Genomic DNA, 19,764 nt, shown 5'->3' with positions numbered 1-19,764 from the left:
GTCGGATTGGGAGTACCTCAATGCGGTGATCGGTGAAGCTTTGATCGATGTGCAGCCGCTGTCCGTCACCGTGATCGACCTGTCGCCAACAAACGCCCTCGAACAAAAGGCGCCGCAGCTCTGGCAGATCGCGCAGGCGCAGAACGTGACGTTTGAACATGTCCAGGAGTCCGGCGCCGCGGCCCTTGATGAGTTGCGACGGGCATTCTCATCCAACTACCTCCGCCAGGTCTTGAATGCTGGACGGGCCGCCTTCGAGCAGGCTACCGGAGTTCAATGCGACCCCGCGTGGCTCGAAATCGGCGATTTCGATAGCGAGGTACTATATGGCCTACGACGAGATGCCGAAGGCGTCTCGTCCGCGGAGCCTGCGACGCTCCTGCGTCCGGCCAATCCGGAAGCGCTCGGTTTCTTTCACTTGTTGCTCCGTCAGGCTGGTGCTGTGCAAAGCGCCGACGGCTACGATTTCAATGGCCGGAGCATTCGCGTCGTCAACGCAGCAGAGTTCATGAGCGGATCGACCCTCGAATCTGCTCATATTTGACGAATAATCGGAACTTATCAGTCAGATATGACTCAAAGAGTGCGCCGTTTCCATCTCAGCGCCGACGAAAGCAGCCTCATAGTCGCGCGCCAGCGCGCCAGAAACGCCAACCTGTCTGAAGGCTTCCCGCCATCCGTCCGAAACACGCTGCGCCGTTGTTCGGATGATCTCCCGTGCCTCGGCCACGGGAATCTCGAAAAACGCGCAGGCTTCCAGGGCAAGATTGATCGACCGATCATGTGCCCCGCCCTCGAGGATCGCCGTCTCGAGATGCGGGTTGCGATCCGGTGCCGGGTTCACGTCGAATACCGGCGACAAGCGCCACTGACCCGCCCCCACATAGAGGAAACCGTGGTTCTTCAGGTGATCGTCCTTGTTGGACACGAGGATCGTGAAGATCAGACGCCGGTAGAGTTCCCGGAAATCGTCGGAAGGATCGGGGGAATAAGCCCGCATGAAATCGACGATCTCCGTATAGGAGCCCAGCTCCACCCCCGTCTTGCCGAGCGCGGTGCGCGCGGAGATGTAGGGAATTCGTGCGGCCCCACGCCGGTCGAACCGCTGGATCAGCGCGACCGGGAACGGCGTGTCGGCCAACTCCAACCGTGTCTCGGGCGTGCGGATACCGCAGGCTGCCGCCAGGCGGAGGGTTGCGACCTCGACGCGCTCGATCGGTTGTTGATCGTGGACCGAGGTGAACTTCGCCAGCCACAGTGTATCGCCGTCCCTGACATTCGCTTTGGGGCGAGCGCCGCCGGAGCCGCCGGCGCCGGCCAGCGCCTGCATTTCCTCGGGCGAGATTTCCTTGCCTTGCTCATAGGCCCGCGCGATGGCCGTGATGGTTTCGAGATCGACCAGACGCGGAACGGCGTCCGCTGCCTTGCCGCGAATGACCTCGCCCTTGTCATCCAGAAAGCGCAACGCGCCTTGCCGGCAGGTATCGTCGGAAAGCGTCAGATACTCGAATTCGTTGAGACCATTGCCATAGGCACGTTCGAGCAGCCTGCGTCCCCAACTGTCCGGAGCCGCATCCGCGAAAACGCCCGCCAAAGCGTCGCGCATGTTGCCGGGCTGCCCCGAGGTGTGAAATGGGCCGGCCTCAAGAGGGAAATCGGGCTGTATGGCGAAGGCACGCGGATTTTCGATCCATTCGGCGCCATAGGCGAAGGTCGAGAATTGCCGCGGCCCGGCATGGGTGAATCGCAATTGGCCCACCGATGTTCGGCTTTCGCCAAGCGCGACATGGGCGACGAAATCGGCCATCAGAAGGAGGCCCCGTCAGGGTCCACAACGTCCTGCCGATCCTGCGTCTCCTCCGTCTGAGCCTTCTGCTTTTTCAGCCTTGCCGCGAAGGAGCGGCCCCTGCGCGGTCCGTGCTCCGCTGCCAGCGCCAGCCCCAGATCGTCCTTGCGGATATCGACCAGGTCAGCGAGCCGCTCCAGAAGGCCGAGCACAACGAGAACGTCGGCAAGCGTTCCGATGGCAACGCCCGGATCACCTCGTTCAAGGCGGGCGATGGAACTTGGCGAGGTTCCCGCACGCACGGCGAGATCCGCCACGGCGATGCCACGCCGCAGACGCGCGTTGCGGATATCCTGGCCCAGCCGTTCCAGTGCAGGTTTCGCCTTGGGAGAACCCATATCAATCATCCATATTTGATGAAATGTCGCAATTAGTATTTCATATATGACTAATTGTATCTTTAGTCAAGATTTCCAGCCAGTGCCCCCAGCAGCGTGAGCGTTTCGGTTCGATATCTGCGGGCAGAGGCGGGGAAGGCCTTCCCCTGCGTCCGAGCCTTGGGTCTCGGCCGACCCCTTCGAGCGGGGAGATCCCCGCAACGCCCCCAGAGTGAGAGAGCGGACCGGATTCCGTGACGGGAAGAGGCTGGGAGAGAGGCTCCCGCACCCGTCGTGGAGATTGGTCCCATGAACACAGGTTCTCGATGCGAGCCGTAACACGAGTGGCGGTTACAAGGTGGATGTCAGCCGTGGCGAGCGGATCGGCCGCGTCTCGTCCGACTGGTTCTCGCGTCCGCCCGACGAGCGTTACCTTTCCCTGTCGGAGCTGGCCCAGTCGGTCCGCGACCGCGCCGATCGCAGCCGGACCCGCGTGGTGGAAAGCGCGCTGATCCATGTCGAGGCCAATCGCAACGATCCGGAGCGGCTCATGCTCCCCGGCGCCGACGCACCCGTCGCGCCGACGCATTGGTCTTTCGGTCAGCTCGCCAGCCTGGTCGGCGCACCCGCCGCCTATCTGCGCCAGCTTCCCGCCGCGCTTGCTGGCATCAATCTGCAATATGGCCTGAGCTCCAACCGGGCGGAGCAGATCAAGACCCTCGAGACCGACGGCGGCCGTGTCGGGCTGCGCGCCGTCACCGGGCCAGATTACGGCCGCATCTTCGATCACGAGCTGGTCGAGGCGGTACAGCGCATCGCTGGCAACGGCACTGGCGACACCCGTTGGAAGGTGCCGGGTGTGCTCGACTGGTCGACCGGCATCTACAATCCCCGCATCGATATCACCAGGGACACGACGACGCTCTACGCCTCGGATCGCGACGTCTTCCTGTTTCTCGTCGACGATCTGAACCCCATCGAGGCCGGCCGCCTGCCGGATGGATCGCCCGACCTGTTCTTCCGGGGCTTCTACTGCTGGAACTCGGAAGTCGGCGCGAAGACACTCGGCATGGCCAGCTTCTATCTACGCGCGGTCTGCCAAATCAGGAATTTGTGGGGCGTTGAGGATTTCGAGGAAATCACCATTCGCCACTCCAAATATGCCGCCAACCGCTTCGCGCATGAGGCGGCGCCGGCGCTGCTGAACTTCGCGAATCCCGCCCATGCCCTTCGTCAACGGCATCAAGGTCGCCCGCGAATGGATCGTGGCAAGGAATGACGAGGATCGCACCGATTTTTTGCGCCGGCGCGGTTTCTCCAAGGCCGAGACCGGTAAGATCATCGACACGGTGCTGGCCGAGGAAGGCCGCCCGCCCGAAAGCATCTTCGATTTCGTCCAGGGCATCACCGCCGTCGCACGTGACAGGCCGCATCAGGATGCCCGCCTCGACATGGAGGGCAAGGCGAAGAAGCTGCTCGATCGGGCCGTCTGATTTCCGCAAAGCCGGAGATGCGGATTTCCGTGTCTCCGGCTTTGCGCCTCTCCGTGTCTACATATCGCCGAATCGTGGCGCTGCCCCTCTAGAGGAAGAGGGCGATCCGGCGCTTTTCCCGCTAATTCTCGATGGCGGGGGACCGCCCCTCGGCAATCGCCCGGCGCGCATCAATGCATAGCTCTCGAGCCCTGGCGAGCGATATCCCTCACGGGCATACCTACCGAGATAGACGGTTTCCCGCCTGCCGTTCAGCCGATAGTCGAGCCTGAACGCGATGGCGCCCGACGGTGCGACGCGCACATACATGCCGTCACGATCAGATACCTTGTGCATTTTGGCTTTTTGTTTCAGACACTTAAGTGCTGCATCGGTCAACATTTCGGGTCTCCTCGCGGAAAAGTACCGTCACGCGGTTTTTGGAGGCCGATGGCATAGAAAACGCTTATACTTCAGCATCTTATATCGAAAAAAGTACCGTCATGAGCCTCATTGCTCCTGACGGTACTTTCGTTTTTCCGGTTGATCAATGGGGGCAAGGCCCGTCAGCGAGGCCGCCGAACGCGATCTATGCCCACCGATAGATGAGTAATTTGTTTTTGTTTACAGTGTGTTAGGTCGTATCACAGCGCAAAATCGGCGGCGTTCGGATGGGCCTGAATCATTCCCTCCCGATCATTGATTACAGGAGTGATCTGCGGCGTTCGCGTGGAAGAAATCCAGGATACGACGATGCGGGAAATCCGCTACCTGGACAAACTGATCGATGAACTCGCGAAGGGGAAAGCGATGGAGAAAATCCTGCGAAAGTAGCCAGCCGGGCTTGCTGAAGGTCGCGCGAGGCTTGGTGCACGAGCCGCCGAATGTCCGCTCATGGCCTGAACTGGAAGTGAGCTGATCGGCTGCTGTTGGAACAGCACAGCACATCCTTCGATTGGATTTGGCTGCATAAGACTCCCTCGGGCCTATCACCCGAGGGTCGCTGCTGCCTCACCTTAAGTCCATTATGTGTGGGTGATCTTCGTGCCGAGCACGTTCAGGCACTCGCGCATGAAAGCCGCGAGGCCGGTCCACCCCTTCGCCGAGACCATGTTGCCGTCGACATAGGCCCCGGTGGGCTCCACGTCGATATAGATGCCGCCGACAGCCGTCACCTCTGGTTCGCAGGCGCCAAGGCCGGCGACCTTGCGGCCTTTCAGCACGCCAGGCACAGCCATGAGGATCTGCACTCCATGGCAGATCGTGAAGATCGGCTTGCCGGTCTCATGAAAATGACGGACCATGTCCTGCACGCGTTTGTCTGTGCGGATGTATTCCGGACCCCGGCCGCCGGCTGCATAGACAGCGTCATATTCCTCGACCCGCACTTCGGAAAACGTCTTGTTGATGTCGGCGTAGTGGCCGAGCTTCTCCGTGTAGGTCTGGTCGCCCTCGAAGTCGTGCAACGAGGTCTTGATACGGTCGCCCGCCTTTTTGTCTGGACAGACGACGTGCACCGTGTGGCCGACGGCCTCCATGCCCTTCTGGAAAACGTAGATTTCATACTCTTCGGTGAATTCGCCGGTCAGCATGAGGATCTTCTTGCCGCTCATTTCATATCTCCTGTTGCCTTGGATAAGTCGAGACCCGGGATGCGGGTGGAACACTCTACCTCACCCCGCTCTCGTGTTTGATGCTCGGCCAGCCCGGGCGACACTCAGAACGGGGAGTCGGGGAAATAGAACTGGTCGGCGTTCTGCGGAGTGATAAGCGGTGCACCGAGCAGGAAGGAACCGCGCATGGGCGCCTGACCAGCGAATTGTGCCGCTGTCATATAAATGGCCGACTTGATCATCGACGGCGGATAGGGAGTCGAGACCGGTGTGCGCTCGTTGCCTTCCTTCACCATTTCGATGACTTGCTTCATGCCGTTGCCGCCGAGCGCATATTTGATGTCCTTGCGGCCCGCACGGTCGACGGCCTCGATGACGCCGAGCAACATGTCGTCGTCGTTGGCCCAGACGGCGTCGATCTTCGGGTACTTTGCAAGATAGTCCTGCATGAGCTTGAAGGCTTCGTCCTGGTTCCAGTTGGCGTACTGGATGTCGAGGATCTTGATGTTCGTCTTGTTGATGACGTCCGAGAAGCCTTTGATGCGTTCGTCGTCGATTACGGTCGGGATGCCGCGCAAGACGACGATCTCGCCCTCCCCGCCAAGTTTATCGGAAAGCCAGCGCGCCGTATTGGCACCCACGGCGATGTTGTCGCCGGCGACATAAAGGTCCTGGATCGTCGGGTCGGTGAGGCCACGGTCGACCACGGAAATGAAGGTGCCCTTTGCCTTGATCTGCTCGACCGGTCCTGTCAGTTCCTCCGACGTAAACGGCAGAATGACCAGCGCGTCGAGCTTCCGGGTCGCCGACAGGTCTTCAAGCGCGGAGACCTGCGCGGTCGCTGATGACGCGGTCGACAGCACGACGTCTACATTCGGAAACGAGGCCTCGACCTCTTTTTCAGCCTGCTCTGCATGGTAGACGACTCCTCCCGTCCATCCATGCGTTGCGGCCGGAATCGAGACGGCGACAGTCACGTTCTTCTCCTGGGCCTGAGCGCTGCCCAGTGGCAGAGCGAGGACCAGGGTTGCCGTCGATAACAAGAGTCCAGCCTTGCGGATAATAGACTTCATTTTCTCCTCCTTCGAAGTCGGTGCTGTTTTCAGCGGTTGGCAGTAAAGCGGTGCGCCAGCATGGCGATGATGATGATCGCTCCCTGGACGGCGGCGACGAGGTATTCCGAGACCATGTCCGACAGAACCATGACGTTGGCGATCACCTCGAGGATGAGGGCGCCGGCCACCGTGCCGCCGATGCGTCCGCGCCCGCCGCGCAGCAGCGTGCCGCCGATCACGACCGCGGTGATAACCTGCAGCTCCCAGAGCTGCCCGGTTGTTGGCGTCGCCGCGCCGAGGCGGGGCACATAGCAGATCGCAGCGACGGCGACGCAGAAGCCCTGGATCACGTAGGCGCCGGTGCGCACGCCGGCGACGTTGACGCCTGAAAAGCGCGCGACCTCGACATTGGATCCCGCCGACTTCAAGCGGCGGCCATACTTGGTCTTGTCGAGCAGGAAGGCGCCGGCCATGACGACGACGAAGGTGATGAGCACCGGATAGGGAATACCGAAGACGCTGCCGAAATAGACCGGCCGATAGGCTTCCCGGAGACTGCGATCGATGGGCAGCGAGCCGCCATCGGTCACGAAGGTGATGAAGGCGCGGAAAATGCCCATCGTGCCCAGCGTAACGATGAAGGGCTCTATTCGCCCGACGGTCACAATAAGCCCGTTGAAGAGGCCGCACAGCGCTCCGACCAGCAGCGCGACGCCCGCTCCCATCGGGATCGCCCAGGTTCCAAATGCCGGGGCGAGATGGTTCATCGCCATGATCATGATACCGGTGACGAAGGCCATCATCGAACCCACGGACAGATCGAGCCCGCCGGACGAGATAACGAAGGTCGCACCGATGGCGATGATCGCGATGAAGGCGCTCCGCGTAATGACGTTGATCAGATTGGCCGACGACACGAAATTGGAGTTCACCAGCGCCCCGAACAGCACGATCACCGCAAGGGCGATGAAGGGCGCCAGATCGGCCCAGCGGATGCGCGCTCCTTCGTCAATGGGTGTGAGTGTTGCTGTCGCTGCGGTCATGTTTCTCCTCCCCGACGTCCGCCCGCCCACCGGTCGTGGCGGCGTAGACGACATTTTCCTCATTGATTTCATTGCCGCTCAGCTCAGCGACGATCCTCCCGGCACGCATCACCAGCACGCGGTCGGAAAGACCCACGAGTTCCGGCATTTCCGACGAGATGACGATGCAGGCCTTGCCGGCGCGCACCATCCCGTCGATGAAGTCATAGATCTGGCTCTTGTTGCCGATATCGATCCCGCGCGTCGGCTCGTCGATGATGATCACCGACGGGTCGGCCATCATGACCTTGGCAAGAAGCAGCTTCTGCTGGTTCCCACCCGAAAGCTGGCTGGCTTCAAGGCGCAGCGAGCGCACGCGGATGTCGTAATCGGCCACCGCCTTTCGAAGGCGGGAAAGCTCTCCCCGCTTGTCCAGAAAGACACCCGGATTGATCGTATCCAGCGCCTGCAGGGTGAGGTTAGGACCGAGCTTCTCCTCCAGGAGCAGGCCTTTGCCCTTGCGGTCCTCGGTGAGGTAAACCAGGCCGGCGTCCATCAAGGTACGGACGGAGCGGCTCCCGATGTCCCGGCCATTGAGGACGATCCTTTCAGCCTCTGAAGGACGAAGGCCCATCAGGCCCTCGATCAGTTCGGTACGACCCGCCCCGATCATGCCGCCGATACCCAGCACTTCGCCGGGGCTGACGCTAAAGGAGACGGTCTGCGAGCTGTTGTCGACGGCAAGGTTGGTGACCGATAGGATCGGAGCAGCGGTCGTGGCAGGCCGCTTATGCGGATAGAGCATGTCCAGCTCTCGCCCGACCATCAGTTCCGCCATTTCACGCTGGCCGAGGCCTGCCGCCGGCCAGGTCCCGATCATGCGGCCGTCACGAAGCACGGTGATGCGGTCGGCAAGCGCCTGAACCTCGTCGAGACGATGGGAGATGTAGAGCACCGCAACCCCTTGATCGCGCAAGCTGCGAACGATGTCGAGCAGCGCCGCCACTTCGTCGTTTGCGAGAACCGCGGTCGGCTCGTCGAATATGATGACCTTTCGCTCGTCCAAAAGGGCGCGCGCGATCTGCACGAGCTGGCGCTGGGCGAGCGGTAGCTCAGCCACACGGTCGCGCGGCCGGGCCGCTGAACCGACCCGCGCGAGGAGTTCGGCGGCACGACGGTTCATCGCCTTGTCATTGACCAGCAGACCGCGGCCGACCTCGCGACCCAAGTACAGGTTTTCCGCCACGGTGAGGTCCGCAGCGAGCAGGATTTCCTGGTGCACGAGTACGATGCCGGCATTCTCCGCCTCCACCGCATTTTGGAACTCGACCGACTTCCCCTCCAAAAGCAGGTGGCCGGCCGTTGGGGCGGCGTGGCCGGAAAGGAGCTTCACCAGCGTCGATTTTCCGGCGCCGTTCTCACCGATAATGGCGTGAACCTCTCCAGCTTGAACCTCAAGCGTGACGTCCGACAGGACGGTGATCGGACCGTAGGCCTTGCCAAGACCTTCTGCCCCGAGCACGGCAGCGGCAGGGTTTGGCGGCCGCGTGACCGCATTGGAAGGCAGGACCGCGTTCATTCGAAGGCCGAAAGCAAGCGGTCGCGCGAGCGCTCGATGTGGACGCGCATGGCATCGTATGCGGCCTGCGGATCGCGCGCCCGGAAGGCAGCCAGCAGGCTCTCATGCTCTTCGAGCGCCTCCTGCGTCACCCGGATGTGGAACATCAGCCGGAAGATGTGCAAATGGACATGCTGGTTCGACAGAGTGTTACGGATCACGTCGTTTCCAGCGATTTTCAGGATCGCGTCATGGAACTGGGCATCGGCGCGGGCAAAGCGGGAGTAGCGTGTGTTACGATCGACCGGCGCCTCGCCGTGGCCCATGTCGGCCGCGGAATTCTCGAGCTGCTGGAGCGCCTCCGTAGTCATGTTGACGGCGGCAAGCCGGGCAGCTTCGGGTTCGATCAGCAGGCGAAAAGCATAGAGGTCTTCGAACTGCTTGCGCGTCCATTGCGGGGCTGCACTATAGCCGATCAGATGCTCTTTGCGAACGAGGCCCTCGCGTTCCAGGCGACTCAGGGCCTCACGGATCGGCGTCTGGGATACGCCGAGTTCGCGAGCGAGGACATCGATCGGAATGCGTGCACCAGGCGCAATATCGAGCGACATCAGCCGGTGATAGATACTGTCATAGACGCCTTCGACCACACTCGTCGGGCGAATACCGGCCCCCCTGCTTGCCCGCTCCGCTGCAATTGCCACTGCCATTCTCCGACTGCTTATTGACATACGACGTTTTGTTGCAAATAACATATCGCATGTCAAATACAATATCGTATATGATCTGATATAGGATTAGGGTATGAGGCTCCCACCCGATCGGCTGAGGAATTTGACCGTCGCTCTGCTCGAAAAGCGGGGTGTTCCTGCCGACTCAGCTCGTCTTCACGCGGACGTCCTCTTCCTCTTGGAGGCCGAGCTGCGCGGATTGCCTTCCCACGGTCTACAACGCCTGCCGTTGCTTCTGTCCCGTCTGGATAAAAGGCTCGCCAATCCCACGACGCGCGGAAACGGAATCTGGCGAAGAGATTCGTTTCTGAGCGTCGATGGCGAACAAGGCCTGCGCCCGGTCGTGATGATGAACGCCATGCGCGTCATGCAACGCACCCTCAAGGAGACAGGGCTCGCCATTGCCGCGATCCGCAACGCCAATCACATGGGAATGCTTGCCTATTGTGCGGAGGCCGGCGCAAGAGACGGCCTGATCGGCATTGTCATGTCGACCAGCGAAGCGCTCGTGCACCCCTTCGGCGGAACGCAAGCCATGGTCGGCACCAATCCGATCGCGATCGGCATTCCTGCAGGTGACGACCCTTTCGTGCTGGATCTCGCAACCAGCATCGTTTCCATGGGCAAGATCAACAATCATGCGATGCGGGGTCTGGCGATCCCGCCGGGCTGGGCAGTGGACCGAGACGGTCGCGCGACAACCGATCCGGACGCGGCACAGGCAGGGGCGATCGCGCCCTTCGGCGACGCCAAGGGATACGGTCTGGGCCTTGCGATCGAGCTTCTTGTCGCGGCGCTTGCCGGATCAAATCTGGCGCCTGATGTGCATGGAACGCTCAACGACATTAATCCCGCCAATAAAGGCGACCTTGTCATGCTGATCGATCCATCGGCAGGCGCGGGTAGCACACCGGAACTTGCCGCCTATCTCGACCACCTGCGCCTATCCCGCCCGCTCGACCCTACGCAGCCGGTCGCCATTCCGGGAGATGGGGCACGAGCACGCCGCGCTGCAGCAGCGAAGACGGGCATCGAATTGCCGCAGCCGCTTTTCGACCAGCTTACGGCCCTCGAGGTCGCCTGAATTCATCGGAGGACATACGGAATGAACCTATTCGGCACACTAAGGGCGCCGCGCGAACTGCTTTTCGGCGCCGGGCAGCGCCATGCCCTTGGCGGCATCGCCGCCAAGCTCGGCCAGCGCGCGCTGATCGTCACGGACACACGCCTTGCAGTGGATGCCGACTTGCTTGCGCTGGTGCGGCAACTCGAGGAGGCAGGGCTTGAGGTGATGGTGGACAGTTCCACCCTGCCGGACGTCCCCGTGGAATCAGCCATCGTGAGCGCCTCAGCGACCAGGGGCTTTGCGCCTGACCTCGTCATCGGCATCGGTGGCGGGTCCTGTCTCGACATGGCGAAATGCGTCGCCCTCCTCGTTACCCATGGCGGGCGGCCACAGGACTATTATGGCGAACATACCGTGCCAGGCCCCGTGATGCCATTGATCGCCATTCCCACCACCGCCGGCACCGGCTCGGAGGTGACGCCGGTCGCCGTTCTTTCGGATGCCGAGCGTAGCCTGAAAGTCGGCATTTCAAGTCCGCACCTGATCCCGGCGGTATCGATCTGCGACCCCGAACTCACCCTCTCCTGCCCATCCGGCCTGACTGCAATCGCCGGCGCGGACGCCCTGACGCATGCGATCGAAGCCTTCACAGCGATCCGACGCGAGCCCGTCCCCGGTATCGCGCAGCAGCGCGTCTTTGTCGGTAAGAACGAGCTCTCCGATCACTTTGCCCTTAGCGCCATTACCCTCCTGTGGCAGGGGCTGGAGAGGGCCTGCAAGGACGGCGCCGACGCCGGCGCGCGCGAAAAGGTGATGCTCGGCGCAACGCTCGCGGGTCTTGCTTTCGGGGTGGCGGGCACTGCCGCGGCCCACGCCATCCAGTACCCTGTCGGCGCGCTCACCCATACAGCGCATGGCCTCGGGGTCGCCTGTCTCATGCCCTATGTCATGACTTGGAATGCGCCGCTCATCCGCGACGAACTCGCGCAGATCGCGCGTGCGGCCGGGCTCGGCGGAGCGGACGAAGTGATCCCTGCCCTCGTTTCGCTCTTCGAACGCATCGGCATTCCCGCCACGCTGCGGGATCTCGGCCTTGAGGAAGACCGGATCGACTGGGTGGCAGAACAAAGCTCGGGTATCGCACGCCTCATTCAGAACAATCCCCGCCCCCTGAACCCGCACGAGATGCGCAACCTCGTCGCCGCCGCCCATTGCGGCGACCGCTCCCGCCTGAACTGAGACGAAAGGACCCCCCATGACGTTCCATGCCAAGTTTTCCGGCTACGCCGATCCTGCCCTGCATGCCGGGGGCCTCTACATTGACGGCAAATGGCAAAGCGGCAGCGGAATAACCGTTCTCGACCCTTCGACCGGCAATCTCCTGGCCGAGGTCGCCGACGCCTCTATCGAGGACGCACAGCGCGCAGTCGATGCCGCGGATGCCGCTGCCGCCGGGTGGCGCGCCACTCCAGCTCGCCAGCGCTCGGAAATCCTGCGACGCTGGTACCAGCTGATGACACAGCACGCCGAGGAGCTTGCAACGCTCATCGCACTGGAAAACGGCAAGGCCCTGGCCGATGCACGCGGCGAAGTCGCTTATGCCGCCGAATTCTTCCGCTGGTACGCTGAAGAGGCGACCCGCATTCCGGGCGAATTCCGGCACACGCCCTCCGGCTCGCACAATATCCTCGTTGACCATGAGCCGATCGGCATTGCCGTCCTGATCACGCCGTGGAATTTCCCGGCTGCTATGGCGACGCGCAAGATCGGGCCTGCCCTTGCCGCCGGCTGCACGGTGATCCTGAAACCCGCCTCGGAGACGCCGTTGACGGCCTACGCCATGGCCCGGCTCGGCGAAGAGGCGGGCGTCCCGCCTGGAGTCGTCAACGTGCTGACCACAAGCAATCCGAGCGGAATAACGAATGCGATGCTCGCCGATCCGCGCGTTCGAAAGCTTTCATTCACCGGCTCGACCGCCGTTGGCCGCGTTCTTCTTGCCGAAGCCGCCAAGTCGGTCGTCAGTTGCTCGATGGAGCTCGGCGGCAATGCGCCCTTCATCGTGTTCGATGACGCGGATCTCGAGGCGGCACTCGACGGTGCGATGGTCGCCAAGATGCGAAACGCTGGAGAAGCCTGCACTGCCGCCAATCGTTTCTATGTCCAGGCGGGCATCCATGATGCGTTTGTCGCCGGCCTCACGGCGCGGATGGTGTCACTGAAGATCGGTCCCGGCTACGATCCCGAGACGCAATGTGGACCGATGATCACGCAAAACGCCGTCCGCAAGATCGACCGGCTCGTCTCAGACGCACTCGCCGCGGGTGCGCGCGCGACGACCGGCGGCAAACCGCTAATGGAAAACGGGTACTTCTATCCGCCGACGGTACTCGAAAACGTCCCCGTAAATGCGTCGATTGCACGTGAGGAAATCTTCGGACCGGTCGCGCCTGTCTACAAGTTCGAAAGCGACGACGAGGCGATCCGCCTCGCAAACAATACGGAGTATGGCCTCGCCGCGTACATCTACAGCCGCGATCTAAAACGTGCGATGAAGGTCGGCAAGCGCATCGAAACCGGCATGCTCGGCATCAACCGGGGCCTGATGTCAGACCCCGCCGCTCCCTTCGGCGGCGTTAAACAGAGCGGCCTTGGCCGCGAAGGCGGCGTGACCGGCATTCTGGAATTCATGGAGCCGAAATATTACGCAGTTGATTACTGATCGGCGGAGCAGACGATGACAGCACAGGACCTTTACCGCATTCGCGACTTCGTGCCCGATCTCGACACCATCGCCGCAGAGTTCGCCGAGCGCAGCCGGGCCCTTTCGGCGCGCGCCGATGTGCGGGCAGATATACCGTACGGCTCGGGCGCCCGGGAGGTCGTCGATGTCATCTTGCCGGAGCGCCCACAGGCCGGCGCGCCCCTGCATGTGTTCGTTCACGGCGGATATTGGCGCTCCGGCGAAAAGGTCAACTATCGTTTCGTCGCTGCACCGGTTCTTGCGGCGGGCGGCATTGCGGCCTTGGTCGAATACGACCTGATGCCTCGAAAACGCCTGGACGTGCTGGTGGATCAGGTTCGGCGGTCGGTGCTCTGGCTTCAGGCCCACGCCAGGGATTTCGGCGCGGATCCTGCGCGGCTGACCGTCAGCGGTCATTCGGCAGGCGCGCATCTTGCTTCCTTCCTCGCCGCGACCGGGCCTGAGGAAGCCTACCCGCCCTCCCTGCCGACGCTTCAAGGGTTGCTGCTCGTAAGCGGAATCTACGACCTGTCGGGGATACCGGACAGCTTCCTTCGACACGAAGCGGAGATGACAGCGATCGAAGCGGCCGCATGGTCGCCTCTCACCAGCTCGCAGCTCCCCTGCCCGAAGCGCATCATCGCTTATGGCGCGGACGAGACGGCGCCATTCCAGAATCAGGCGGCCGGGCTATGTGAGCTGCTGCGTGCCCAGGACGAAAGTGCCGAACTGCTCCCGGTTCCTGATCTCAACCACATGAGCGTCGTCCTGGACCTTGCCGACACCGACGGCGTACTCGGCCGGCAGCTTCACGATTTAGTGGCCCGACCAACCCGGTGAACCCTGAAGGCGCTTTAGGGCAAAGGCGCGAAAATGCTCGCGGCGGCAAAGGCGAGCGCGAAGAAGTTCGCCGCTGATGCGATTGGCGACGCGGTCGCATTGAAGGGATGCGAACCGAGGACCAGATCGAAAAACTTCGCCGCAGCATAATATTATACACTCGTATAACAAATCTCTTGCCTGGCGGAAGGTTACCGATATTTTGGCGGCCACCCCAACCGCCGCGCTCCGGCGCGGTGGACCGCAGCTCCCTTCAGGATGGCAGGAAATGTCCCGAGACTCCCGCTTCGATATTCTATTCGAACCCGTCAAAATCGGCCCAGTCACGGCGCGCAACCGTTTCTATCAGGTGCCCCACTGTTCCGGCATGGGCTACCGCTATCCCAATGCGGAAGCCCATCTGCGCGGCATGAAGGCTGAAGGCGGTTGGGCCGTCGTCTCCACCCAGGAGGCGGAAATCCACCCGACATCGGACCTGACGCCAGCCAACGAAGCTCGTCTTTGGGACGACGGCGATCTGCCGGCCCTTTCCGCCGTCACGGAACGTATCCACGCCCATGGCAGCCTCGCGGCCATCCAGCTCGTGCACAACGGCCTGCACGTCGCCAACCGTTTCAGCCGAATGATCCCGCTCGCTCCCTCGCACGCCGTCAGCGACAGCCTCGATCCTGTCCAGGCGCGCGCAATGGACAAGGCCGACATCACCGACATGCGCCGCTGGTATCGCAATGCCGCGCTGCGCGCCAAAAAGGCCGGCTTCGATATCGTCTATCTCTATGCCGGCCACGACATGAGCGTGCTGCAGCACTTCCTGTCCCGCCGCCATAACGACCGCAGCGATGAATATGGCGGCTCCTTTGAAAACCGGCTCCGCCTGTTCCGAGAGATTCTCGATGATGTGCGCGAGGCGATCGGCGACACCTGTGCGCTGGCGGTGCGCCTTGCCGTCGACGAACTGATGGGCCCGTCCGGGATCACCTGCGAGGGGGAAGGGAAAGACATCATTTCGGCGCTCGGCGAACTTCCGGACCTATGGGACGTCAATCTCTCCGACTGGTCGAACGATAGCCAGTCGGCTCGTTTCTCCGAGGAAGGATACCAGGAGCCCTATATCCGCTTCGTCAAATCCGTCACGACCAAGCCGGTGGTCGGCGTCGGCCGCTATACGTCGCCGGACAGCATGGTGCGGGTTGTCAAGCAGGGCATTTTGGACTTCATCGGCGCCGCGCGCCCGTCGATCGCCGATCCCTTCCTGCCGAAGAAGATCGAGGAAGGGCGCATCGATGACATCCGCGAATGCATCGGTTGCAACATCTGCACCTCCGGCGACAATACCAACGTACCGATGCGCTGCACGCAGAACCCGACGATTGGCGAGGAATGGCGCAAGGGCTGGCATCCGGAGACCATCGCAAGGTCCGAAACTCCCGAACCCGCCCTCATCATCGGCGGCGGACCGGCGGGTCTGGAAGCGGCACGGGCGCTCGCCCAGCGCGGGGTCGATGTCATGCTGGCGGAAGGCGGCGGCGAATGGGGCGGTCGCGTTGCGCGCGAATGTCGCTTACCCGGTCTTGCGACCTGGGGCCGCGTGCGCGACTGGCGCATCGGCCAACTCAGCACCCGCGTCAATGCCGAGCTTTACCTGCACAGTCCGCTTTCGGCCGCCGACATATTGCAATACGGCATCCCCCATGTCGCGATTGCGACCGGAGCGAGCTGGCGTAGCGACGGCGTTGGCCGCACCCACCGGATGCCGCTCGATTTTCTGTCGGAAGGCATCCTCGTCTCTCCCGACGCCATTCTTTCCGAGGGCGCCGAGGCGGTGCCGGCGGACGGTCCCGTCATCGTCTTCGACGACGATTGCTTCTACATGGGCAGCGTGCTCGCCGAACTGCTCGCCAGGAGGGGACGCACGGTTACTTTCGTAACGCCGGAATCCCAGGTCTCGCCGTGGAGCAGGAACACGCTGGAGCAGGCACGTATCCAGAAGCGCCTCATCGATCTCGGCGTCGAGATCGTCACGGCCATGGCTCTCGCCGGTCGTGCGAAAGACCAGCTGGAACTATCCTGCGTCTACAGCGGCAGGACCCGCCCGGTTGATTGCGCCACCCTCGTCCCGGTCACCGCCCGCCTGCCGGACGAAACGCTGTGGCTGGAACTCAAGGCACGCGAAGACGAGTGGGCCGACGCCGGCATCAAGACCGTGACCCGCCTCGGCGACTGCCTCGCGCCAGGCCTGATCGCCGCTGCCGTCTATTCCGGCCATCAATATGCCCGGACCTATCAGGAACAGGTCGACAAAGATCGGGCCCCATTCATGCGGGAAGATATTGCAAGGCTTTATGGTCTTCGCTCGGCGTAGGATCGTGTTGGCGGCGATCAGGAGCAGGGCGGAAACCATGCCGGATTTCAAAAGTTCGAACCGCCGGGCTCCTCGCCCCACCGAATGGCCTCCGCCCCACCGAATGGACTGGGCACGCTGGACCGCGATGGCGAACTATCTTCGCGCTCTGTATCTGTCGAAAGCCGTTAGCCGCTGCGTCGGAGGATCTGCCTCGTCCCAGCGATAGATCTCCTTCCGAAGGAAGCCGAGTTCAGCCTCGAACTCCTCCTCGGCGACCTCCCTCCACCACGATTTTGGGCGGCCGTCGCTGCCGTCAGACCAGCGGTACCCGCGAGCCTTCAGCACATCCTTCAGGTCGAACGGCGCATTTTCCGCGAAAATCCTTACCCGTGAGCGCTGGCTCACTTTGTAAAGCTCGGCAAACGGCGGCAGCGTGGCGCCATCACTCGACTGTTCCAGGACCTCAAGGAGAGCAAAGCAGTCATCTACAGCCCGATGCCCGTCATGGAAATATCCGCTCTGACCGACCAGATAGCCGAGCTTCGTGCCTTCAAAGCCTCGGCCACTCCAATCGATTTCGGAGACCGAGCATGCCCAGGCCTTGCGGACAAACACATCCGAAAACGCCTCGCAAAACGGCCGATCGAAGCCGGCATTGTGGGCGATGATGAGATCCGCAGGCCCAACGATTGCTTGGACTGCAGCAATATCGATTGACTGGCCGGCGACCATGGCATCGGTGATACCCGTCAACCGGGTGATGTCCGGTGGAATGGCAATGGTTGGCTGCTGCAAACCGCCATAAACAGCGACCACATCGCCGATCTCACCCTCCTCGTTGTAGGTGAACGAGACAAGCCCGATCTCGATGATCTCGCATTTACGGGCATCGAGCCCGGTTGTCTCAGTGTCGAGGATGACGCCCCTCAGGGGAAAGCCGGGCCTCACCTCGGATGCGACCGTGCGAGCTTCAAGCTTTCGCAAGATCCTGTAGCGACCCGTCGCCTTCAATGCGGCAAGCATCTCGGTTTCGGAGAAGGATGTCGATGCCTGCCGCCGGGCCCGGCTTCGCTCGGCTCTCGCGGCTGCTGGTCGCACATCTCGGGCAAACATGTCGAGCTGAGTGGTCATCAGATCCCCATCGTTAAGGTGCTCGAACTCTAAAACGCCGGTTGCCCTATGAACACCACCCCCATGCTCATACCCACCGATAATGCGATGAAGTACCCCACATGCCGCTATTTCCATCGCGTCGGCAAAAATCAGGCCAGGACTGCCGTTTTTGTCTGCATGTCCTGTTGCGGCCATCGCTGCAGGGCTTCCCGCCCAGCCTCCGTCAAGCCGTAGACGCCTCTATCCAGCCGTTCAAACCAGCCATAGACGTTCGCGAGCAGTATCTTCCCGGCATCCGGTACGCTGGATCTGATTTCACGCACGCGCAGCGGACCCGATGCCAGCGCCAGCGCACAGCCGAGCGCCTGCTGGCGGTACGCGGTCATGACAGGCGCGCGTGTACTCCCGCCGACTGCCGGATCCCCGCGTCGCCTCTGGTGTTCGCGCATGAGCTTCGAACGCCGTTTCGGATTGGTTCGCGGCATCGGCGATACGGAGCCGACGATCACGCTGACGTCGCCGGAATCGGAAATGCCGAGCATGCCGATCCCCAGCCTGCGACAGAGATCGCGGTAGCGTTTGTCGGCCTCGCGACCCTTTCCCTTGGCCGAGACTCGCGCCGCGATCCAGACCTCGTCCGCGACAGCGGCGCGATCGATGGCCTGCAGTATGAGCTCCAGATTGAAGCGCAGCTTCAGTTCGCAGATCACGACCACGGGCGGATCGTCGTCGCTCAGGCCGACGAGATCGCAGCCGTCAACCTCGCCCTTGACGACGTAGCCTGCCTTCTCGAGAAAGCCTTTGACGGGGAGATAAAGCGCCGTTTCCATATGCCTGCAGATTTTAAGCGAAGAATCGCTCCGTAAACTATCTCGATCCGCCCGTATGGGACAATCATCCTGCCTAATGGATAAAAACCCGCGGCCGATCGGCCGCGGGTTTCCTGGGAGGCACAGAGCAAGGCCACATTCCGTGACGTAGCCAGTTCTTTTGTTTACTTGCGGATCTCTTCCAGCTTGGTGAGGATAGCGTCTACCACGTCGGCACCGATAGCAGCCTTGTGCTTTTCATAGACGATCATGGACTTCTCGCGGATGCGAGCCTGTTCTTCAGGCGACAAGGTGTTCACTTCGAGACCAGCTTCCTTGATCTTTTCCAGCGATTTCTTGTTGAGGTCCTGGATCACCTTGCGCTCTTCGTCGCGACCGACGACGGCGCATTCACGCAGTGCTGCCTGCTCTTCCGGCGTATAGCTGTCGAAGATCGGCTTCGAGAACAGGAAGAGGAAGGGCGTGTAAGCGTGGTTCGTCTCGGTCACGTACTTCTGCACTTCGAAGAACTTCGAGGTATCGATCGTCACATAGGGGTTTTCCTGCGCGTCGATCGCCTTGGTCTCAAGCGCCGAGAAGACTTCGCCGAAGGCCATCGGAGTGGCGTTGGCGCCGAGGTTCTGGAAGGTGTCGAGGAAGATGTTGTTCTGCATAACGCGAACCTTCATTCCTTCGAAGTCTTCCCACTTGGTGACCGGGCGAACCGAGTTCGACAGGTTGCGGAAGCCGTTTTCCCAATAGGCGAGGTTGACCAGGCCGGCAGCCTCCAGCTTCTCGTTCATCATGTCGCCGAAATCGCCATCAAGCACCGTGTAGGCCTCCTGAGCGTTGGCGAAGAGGAACGGCAAGTCGAATACGCCGAGTGCCGGGATGATGCCGACGAGCGGCGAGGACGACGTGACGACGGCCTCCTGTACGCCCGAGCGCAGGGCCTGCGTTGCCTGAAGATCGCCGCCGAGCGCGCCGCCCCAGAAAGCGGTGAGCTTCAGCTTGCCACCCGATTTCTGATCGAGACAGGCCTGCATCGCCTTGATGCCGTTACCGACCGGATGGTCTTCGTTGATGCCGTTCGACACGCGGATGTTGCGGTCGTTGAACTCGGCGAAAGCCGGCGCGGCGGCCGAAAGACCGAAAGCGATGGCAGTCGTGGCAAGAAGCAGTTTTCTCACGGGGTATCCTCCCTTGGATTGTTGGTGAGGGTTGCGGTTTAAAGCCCT

At 61.9% G+C, this 19,764-nt stretch carries 16 protein-coding genes and 3 pseudogenes; 8 read left to right on the top strand and 11 right to left on the bottom strand.

Going from position 1 to position 19,764, the window contains the following annotated elements; translation table 11 throughout:
• Window positions 1-25 precede the first annotated feature (25 nt).
• A complete protein-coding gene (locus M1D34_RS26430; RefSeq protein ID WP_498785521.1) occupies window positions 26-544 on the top strand; it encodes a hypothetical protein in 519 nt (172 codons plus the stop codon).
• Window positions 545-565: 21 nt separating this feature from the next.
• Here the strand turns inward: M1D34_RS26430 and M1D34_RS26425 are convergent, their stop codons facing one another.
• Window positions 566-1,807 (bottom strand): type II toxin-antitoxin system HipA family toxin, encoded by a 1,242-nt coding sequence (locus M1D34_RS26425; protein ID WP_498785519.1) that lies wholly within the window; start codon window positions 1,805-1,807, stop codon window positions 566-568.
• A complete protein-coding gene (locus M1D34_RS26420) occupies window positions 1,807-2,184 on the bottom strand; it encodes a helix-turn-helix domain-containing protein (RefSeq protein WP_048648545.1) in 378 nt (125 codons plus the stop codon). Before M1D34_RS26420 ends, M1D34_RS26425 begins: the two co-directional genes overlap by 1 nt.
• A gap of 337 nt (window positions 2,185-2,521) precedes the next feature.
• Between M1D34_RS26420 and M1D34_RS26415 the strand changes: the two are divergent.
• A pseudogene (locus M1D34_RS26415) lies at window positions 2,522-3,656 on the top strand (DUF932 domain-containing protein).
• A 124-nt stretch (window positions 3,657-3,780) separates the two neighbouring features.
• On the opposite strand, the pseudogene M1D34_RS26410 reads toward M1D34_RS26415, so the two are convergent.
• Window positions 3,781-4,037, bottom strand: a pseudogene (locus M1D34_RS26410) (Arm DNA-binding domain-containing protein); the annotation flags it as partial.
• 285 nt (window positions 4,038-4,322) lie between these two features.
• Here M1D34_RS26410 and M1D34_RS26405 point away from each other — a divergent pair.
• Window positions 4,323-4,469, top strand: a pseudogene (locus M1D34_RS26405) (DUF2200 family protein); the annotation flags it as partial.
• A gap of 191 nt (window positions 4,470-4,660) precedes the next feature.
• Here the strand turns inward: M1D34_RS26405 and M1D34_RS26400 are convergent.
• The 5 genes from M1D34_RS26400 to M1D34_RS26380 all read right to left on the bottom strand — a co-directional run bounded on the left by M1D34_RS26400 (window position 4,661) and on the right by M1D34_RS26380 (window position 9,593).
• Entirely contained in the window at window positions 4,661-5,248 is a 588-nt protein-coding gene (locus M1D34_RS26400; protein ID WP_379937614.1) for a DJ-1/PfpI family protein, read from the bottom strand.
• Between the two features lie 104 nt (window positions 5,249-5,352).
• A complete protein-coding gene (locus M1D34_RS26395; RefSeq protein WP_498785516.1) occupies window positions 5,353-6,321 on the bottom strand; it encodes a substrate-binding domain-containing protein in 969 nt (322 codons plus the stop codon).
• 29 nt (window positions 6,322-6,350) lie between these two features.
• Window positions 6,351-7,346, bottom strand: a complete 996-nt coding sequence (locus M1D34_RS26390; RefSeq protein ID WP_498785514.1) for an ABC transporter permease — start codon at window positions 7,344-7,346, stop codon at window positions 6,351-6,353.
• Window positions 7,312-8,904, bottom strand: coding sequence for a sugar ABC transporter ATP-binding protein (locus M1D34_RS26385; protein WP_498785512.1), 1,593 nt, complete (start codon window positions 8,902-8,904; stop codon window positions 7,312-7,314). Before M1D34_RS26385 ends, M1D34_RS26390 begins: the two co-directional genes overlap by 35 nt.
• The gene (locus tag M1D34_RS26380) at window positions 8,901-9,593 is read right to left on the bottom strand and encodes a GntR family transcriptional regulator (protein WP_498785510.1); all 693 of its coding nucleotides are present in this window, start codon (window positions 9,591-9,593) and stop codon (window positions 8,901-8,903) included. The genes M1D34_RS26385 and M1D34_RS26380 overlap by 4 nt, the downstream gene beginning before the upstream one ends.
• Window positions 9,594-9,687: 94 nt before the next feature.
• Here M1D34_RS26380 and M1D34_RS26375 point away from each other — a divergent pair, with 94 nt between their 5' ends.
• From M1D34_RS26375 to M1D34_RS26355, 5 genes are all read left to right on the top strand, one after another.
• The gene (locus M1D34_RS26375; protein WP_498785508.1) at window positions 9,688-10,698 is read left to right on the top strand and encodes an Ldh family oxidoreductase; all 1,011 of its coding nucleotides are present in this window, start codon (window positions 9,688-9,690) and stop codon (window positions 10,696-10,698) included.
• Between the two features lie 21 nt (window positions 10,699-10,719).
• A complete protein-coding gene (locus M1D34_RS26370) occupies window positions 10,720-11,919 on the top strand; it encodes an iron-containing alcohol dehydrogenase (protein WP_498785506.1) in 1,200 nt (399 codons plus the stop codon).
• Between the two features lie 16 nt (window positions 11,920-11,935).
• Complete coding sequence (locus M1D34_RS26365; protein WP_498785504.1) at window positions 11,936-13,399, top strand: NAD-dependent succinate-semialdehyde dehydrogenase; 1,464 nt, start codon at window positions 11,936-11,938, stop codon at window positions 13,397-13,399.
• 15 nt (window positions 13,400-13,414) lie between these two features.
• A complete protein-coding gene (locus M1D34_RS26360) occupies window positions 13,415-14,260 on the top strand; it encodes an alpha/beta hydrolase (protein ID WP_498785502.1) in 846 nt (281 codons plus the stop codon).
• Window positions 14,261-14,528: 268 nt separating this feature from the next.
• A complete protein-coding gene (locus tag M1D34_RS26355; protein ID WP_498785500.1) occupies window positions 14,529-16,622 on the top strand; it encodes an oxidoreductase in 2,094 nt (697 codons plus the stop codon).
• Window positions 16,623-16,757: 135 nt separating this feature from the next.
• Here M1D34_RS26355 and M1D34_RS26350 read toward each other — a convergent pair whose 3' ends face one another.
• The 3 genes from M1D34_RS26350 to M1D34_RS26340 form a co-directional block, all read right to left on the bottom strand.
• The gene (locus M1D34_RS26350) at window positions 16,758-17,735 is read right to left on the bottom strand and encodes a 3'-5' exonuclease (RefSeq protein WP_498786231.1); all 978 of its coding nucleotides are present in this window, start codon (window positions 17,733-17,735) and stop codon (window positions 16,758-16,760) included.
• A gap of 131 nt (window positions 17,736-17,866) precedes the next feature.
• Entirely contained in the window at window positions 17,867-18,547 is a 681-nt protein-coding gene (locus M1D34_RS26345; protein WP_498785498.1) for a DUF2161 domain-containing phosphodiesterase, read from the bottom strand.
• A 164-nt stretch (window positions 18,548-18,711) separates the two neighbouring features.
• Entirely contained in the window at window positions 18,712-19,716 is a 1,005-nt protein-coding gene (locus M1D34_RS26340) for a TRAP transporter substrate-binding protein (protein ID WP_498785496.1), read from the bottom strand.
• Window positions 19,717-19,764: the final 48 nt, after the last annotated feature.

This window comes from Ensifer sp. D2-11 (assembly GCF_054161295.1).
The sequence above is the reverse complement of the archived record's forward strand: the minus strand, read 5'-3'. Positions and strand labels throughout refer to the sequence as shown.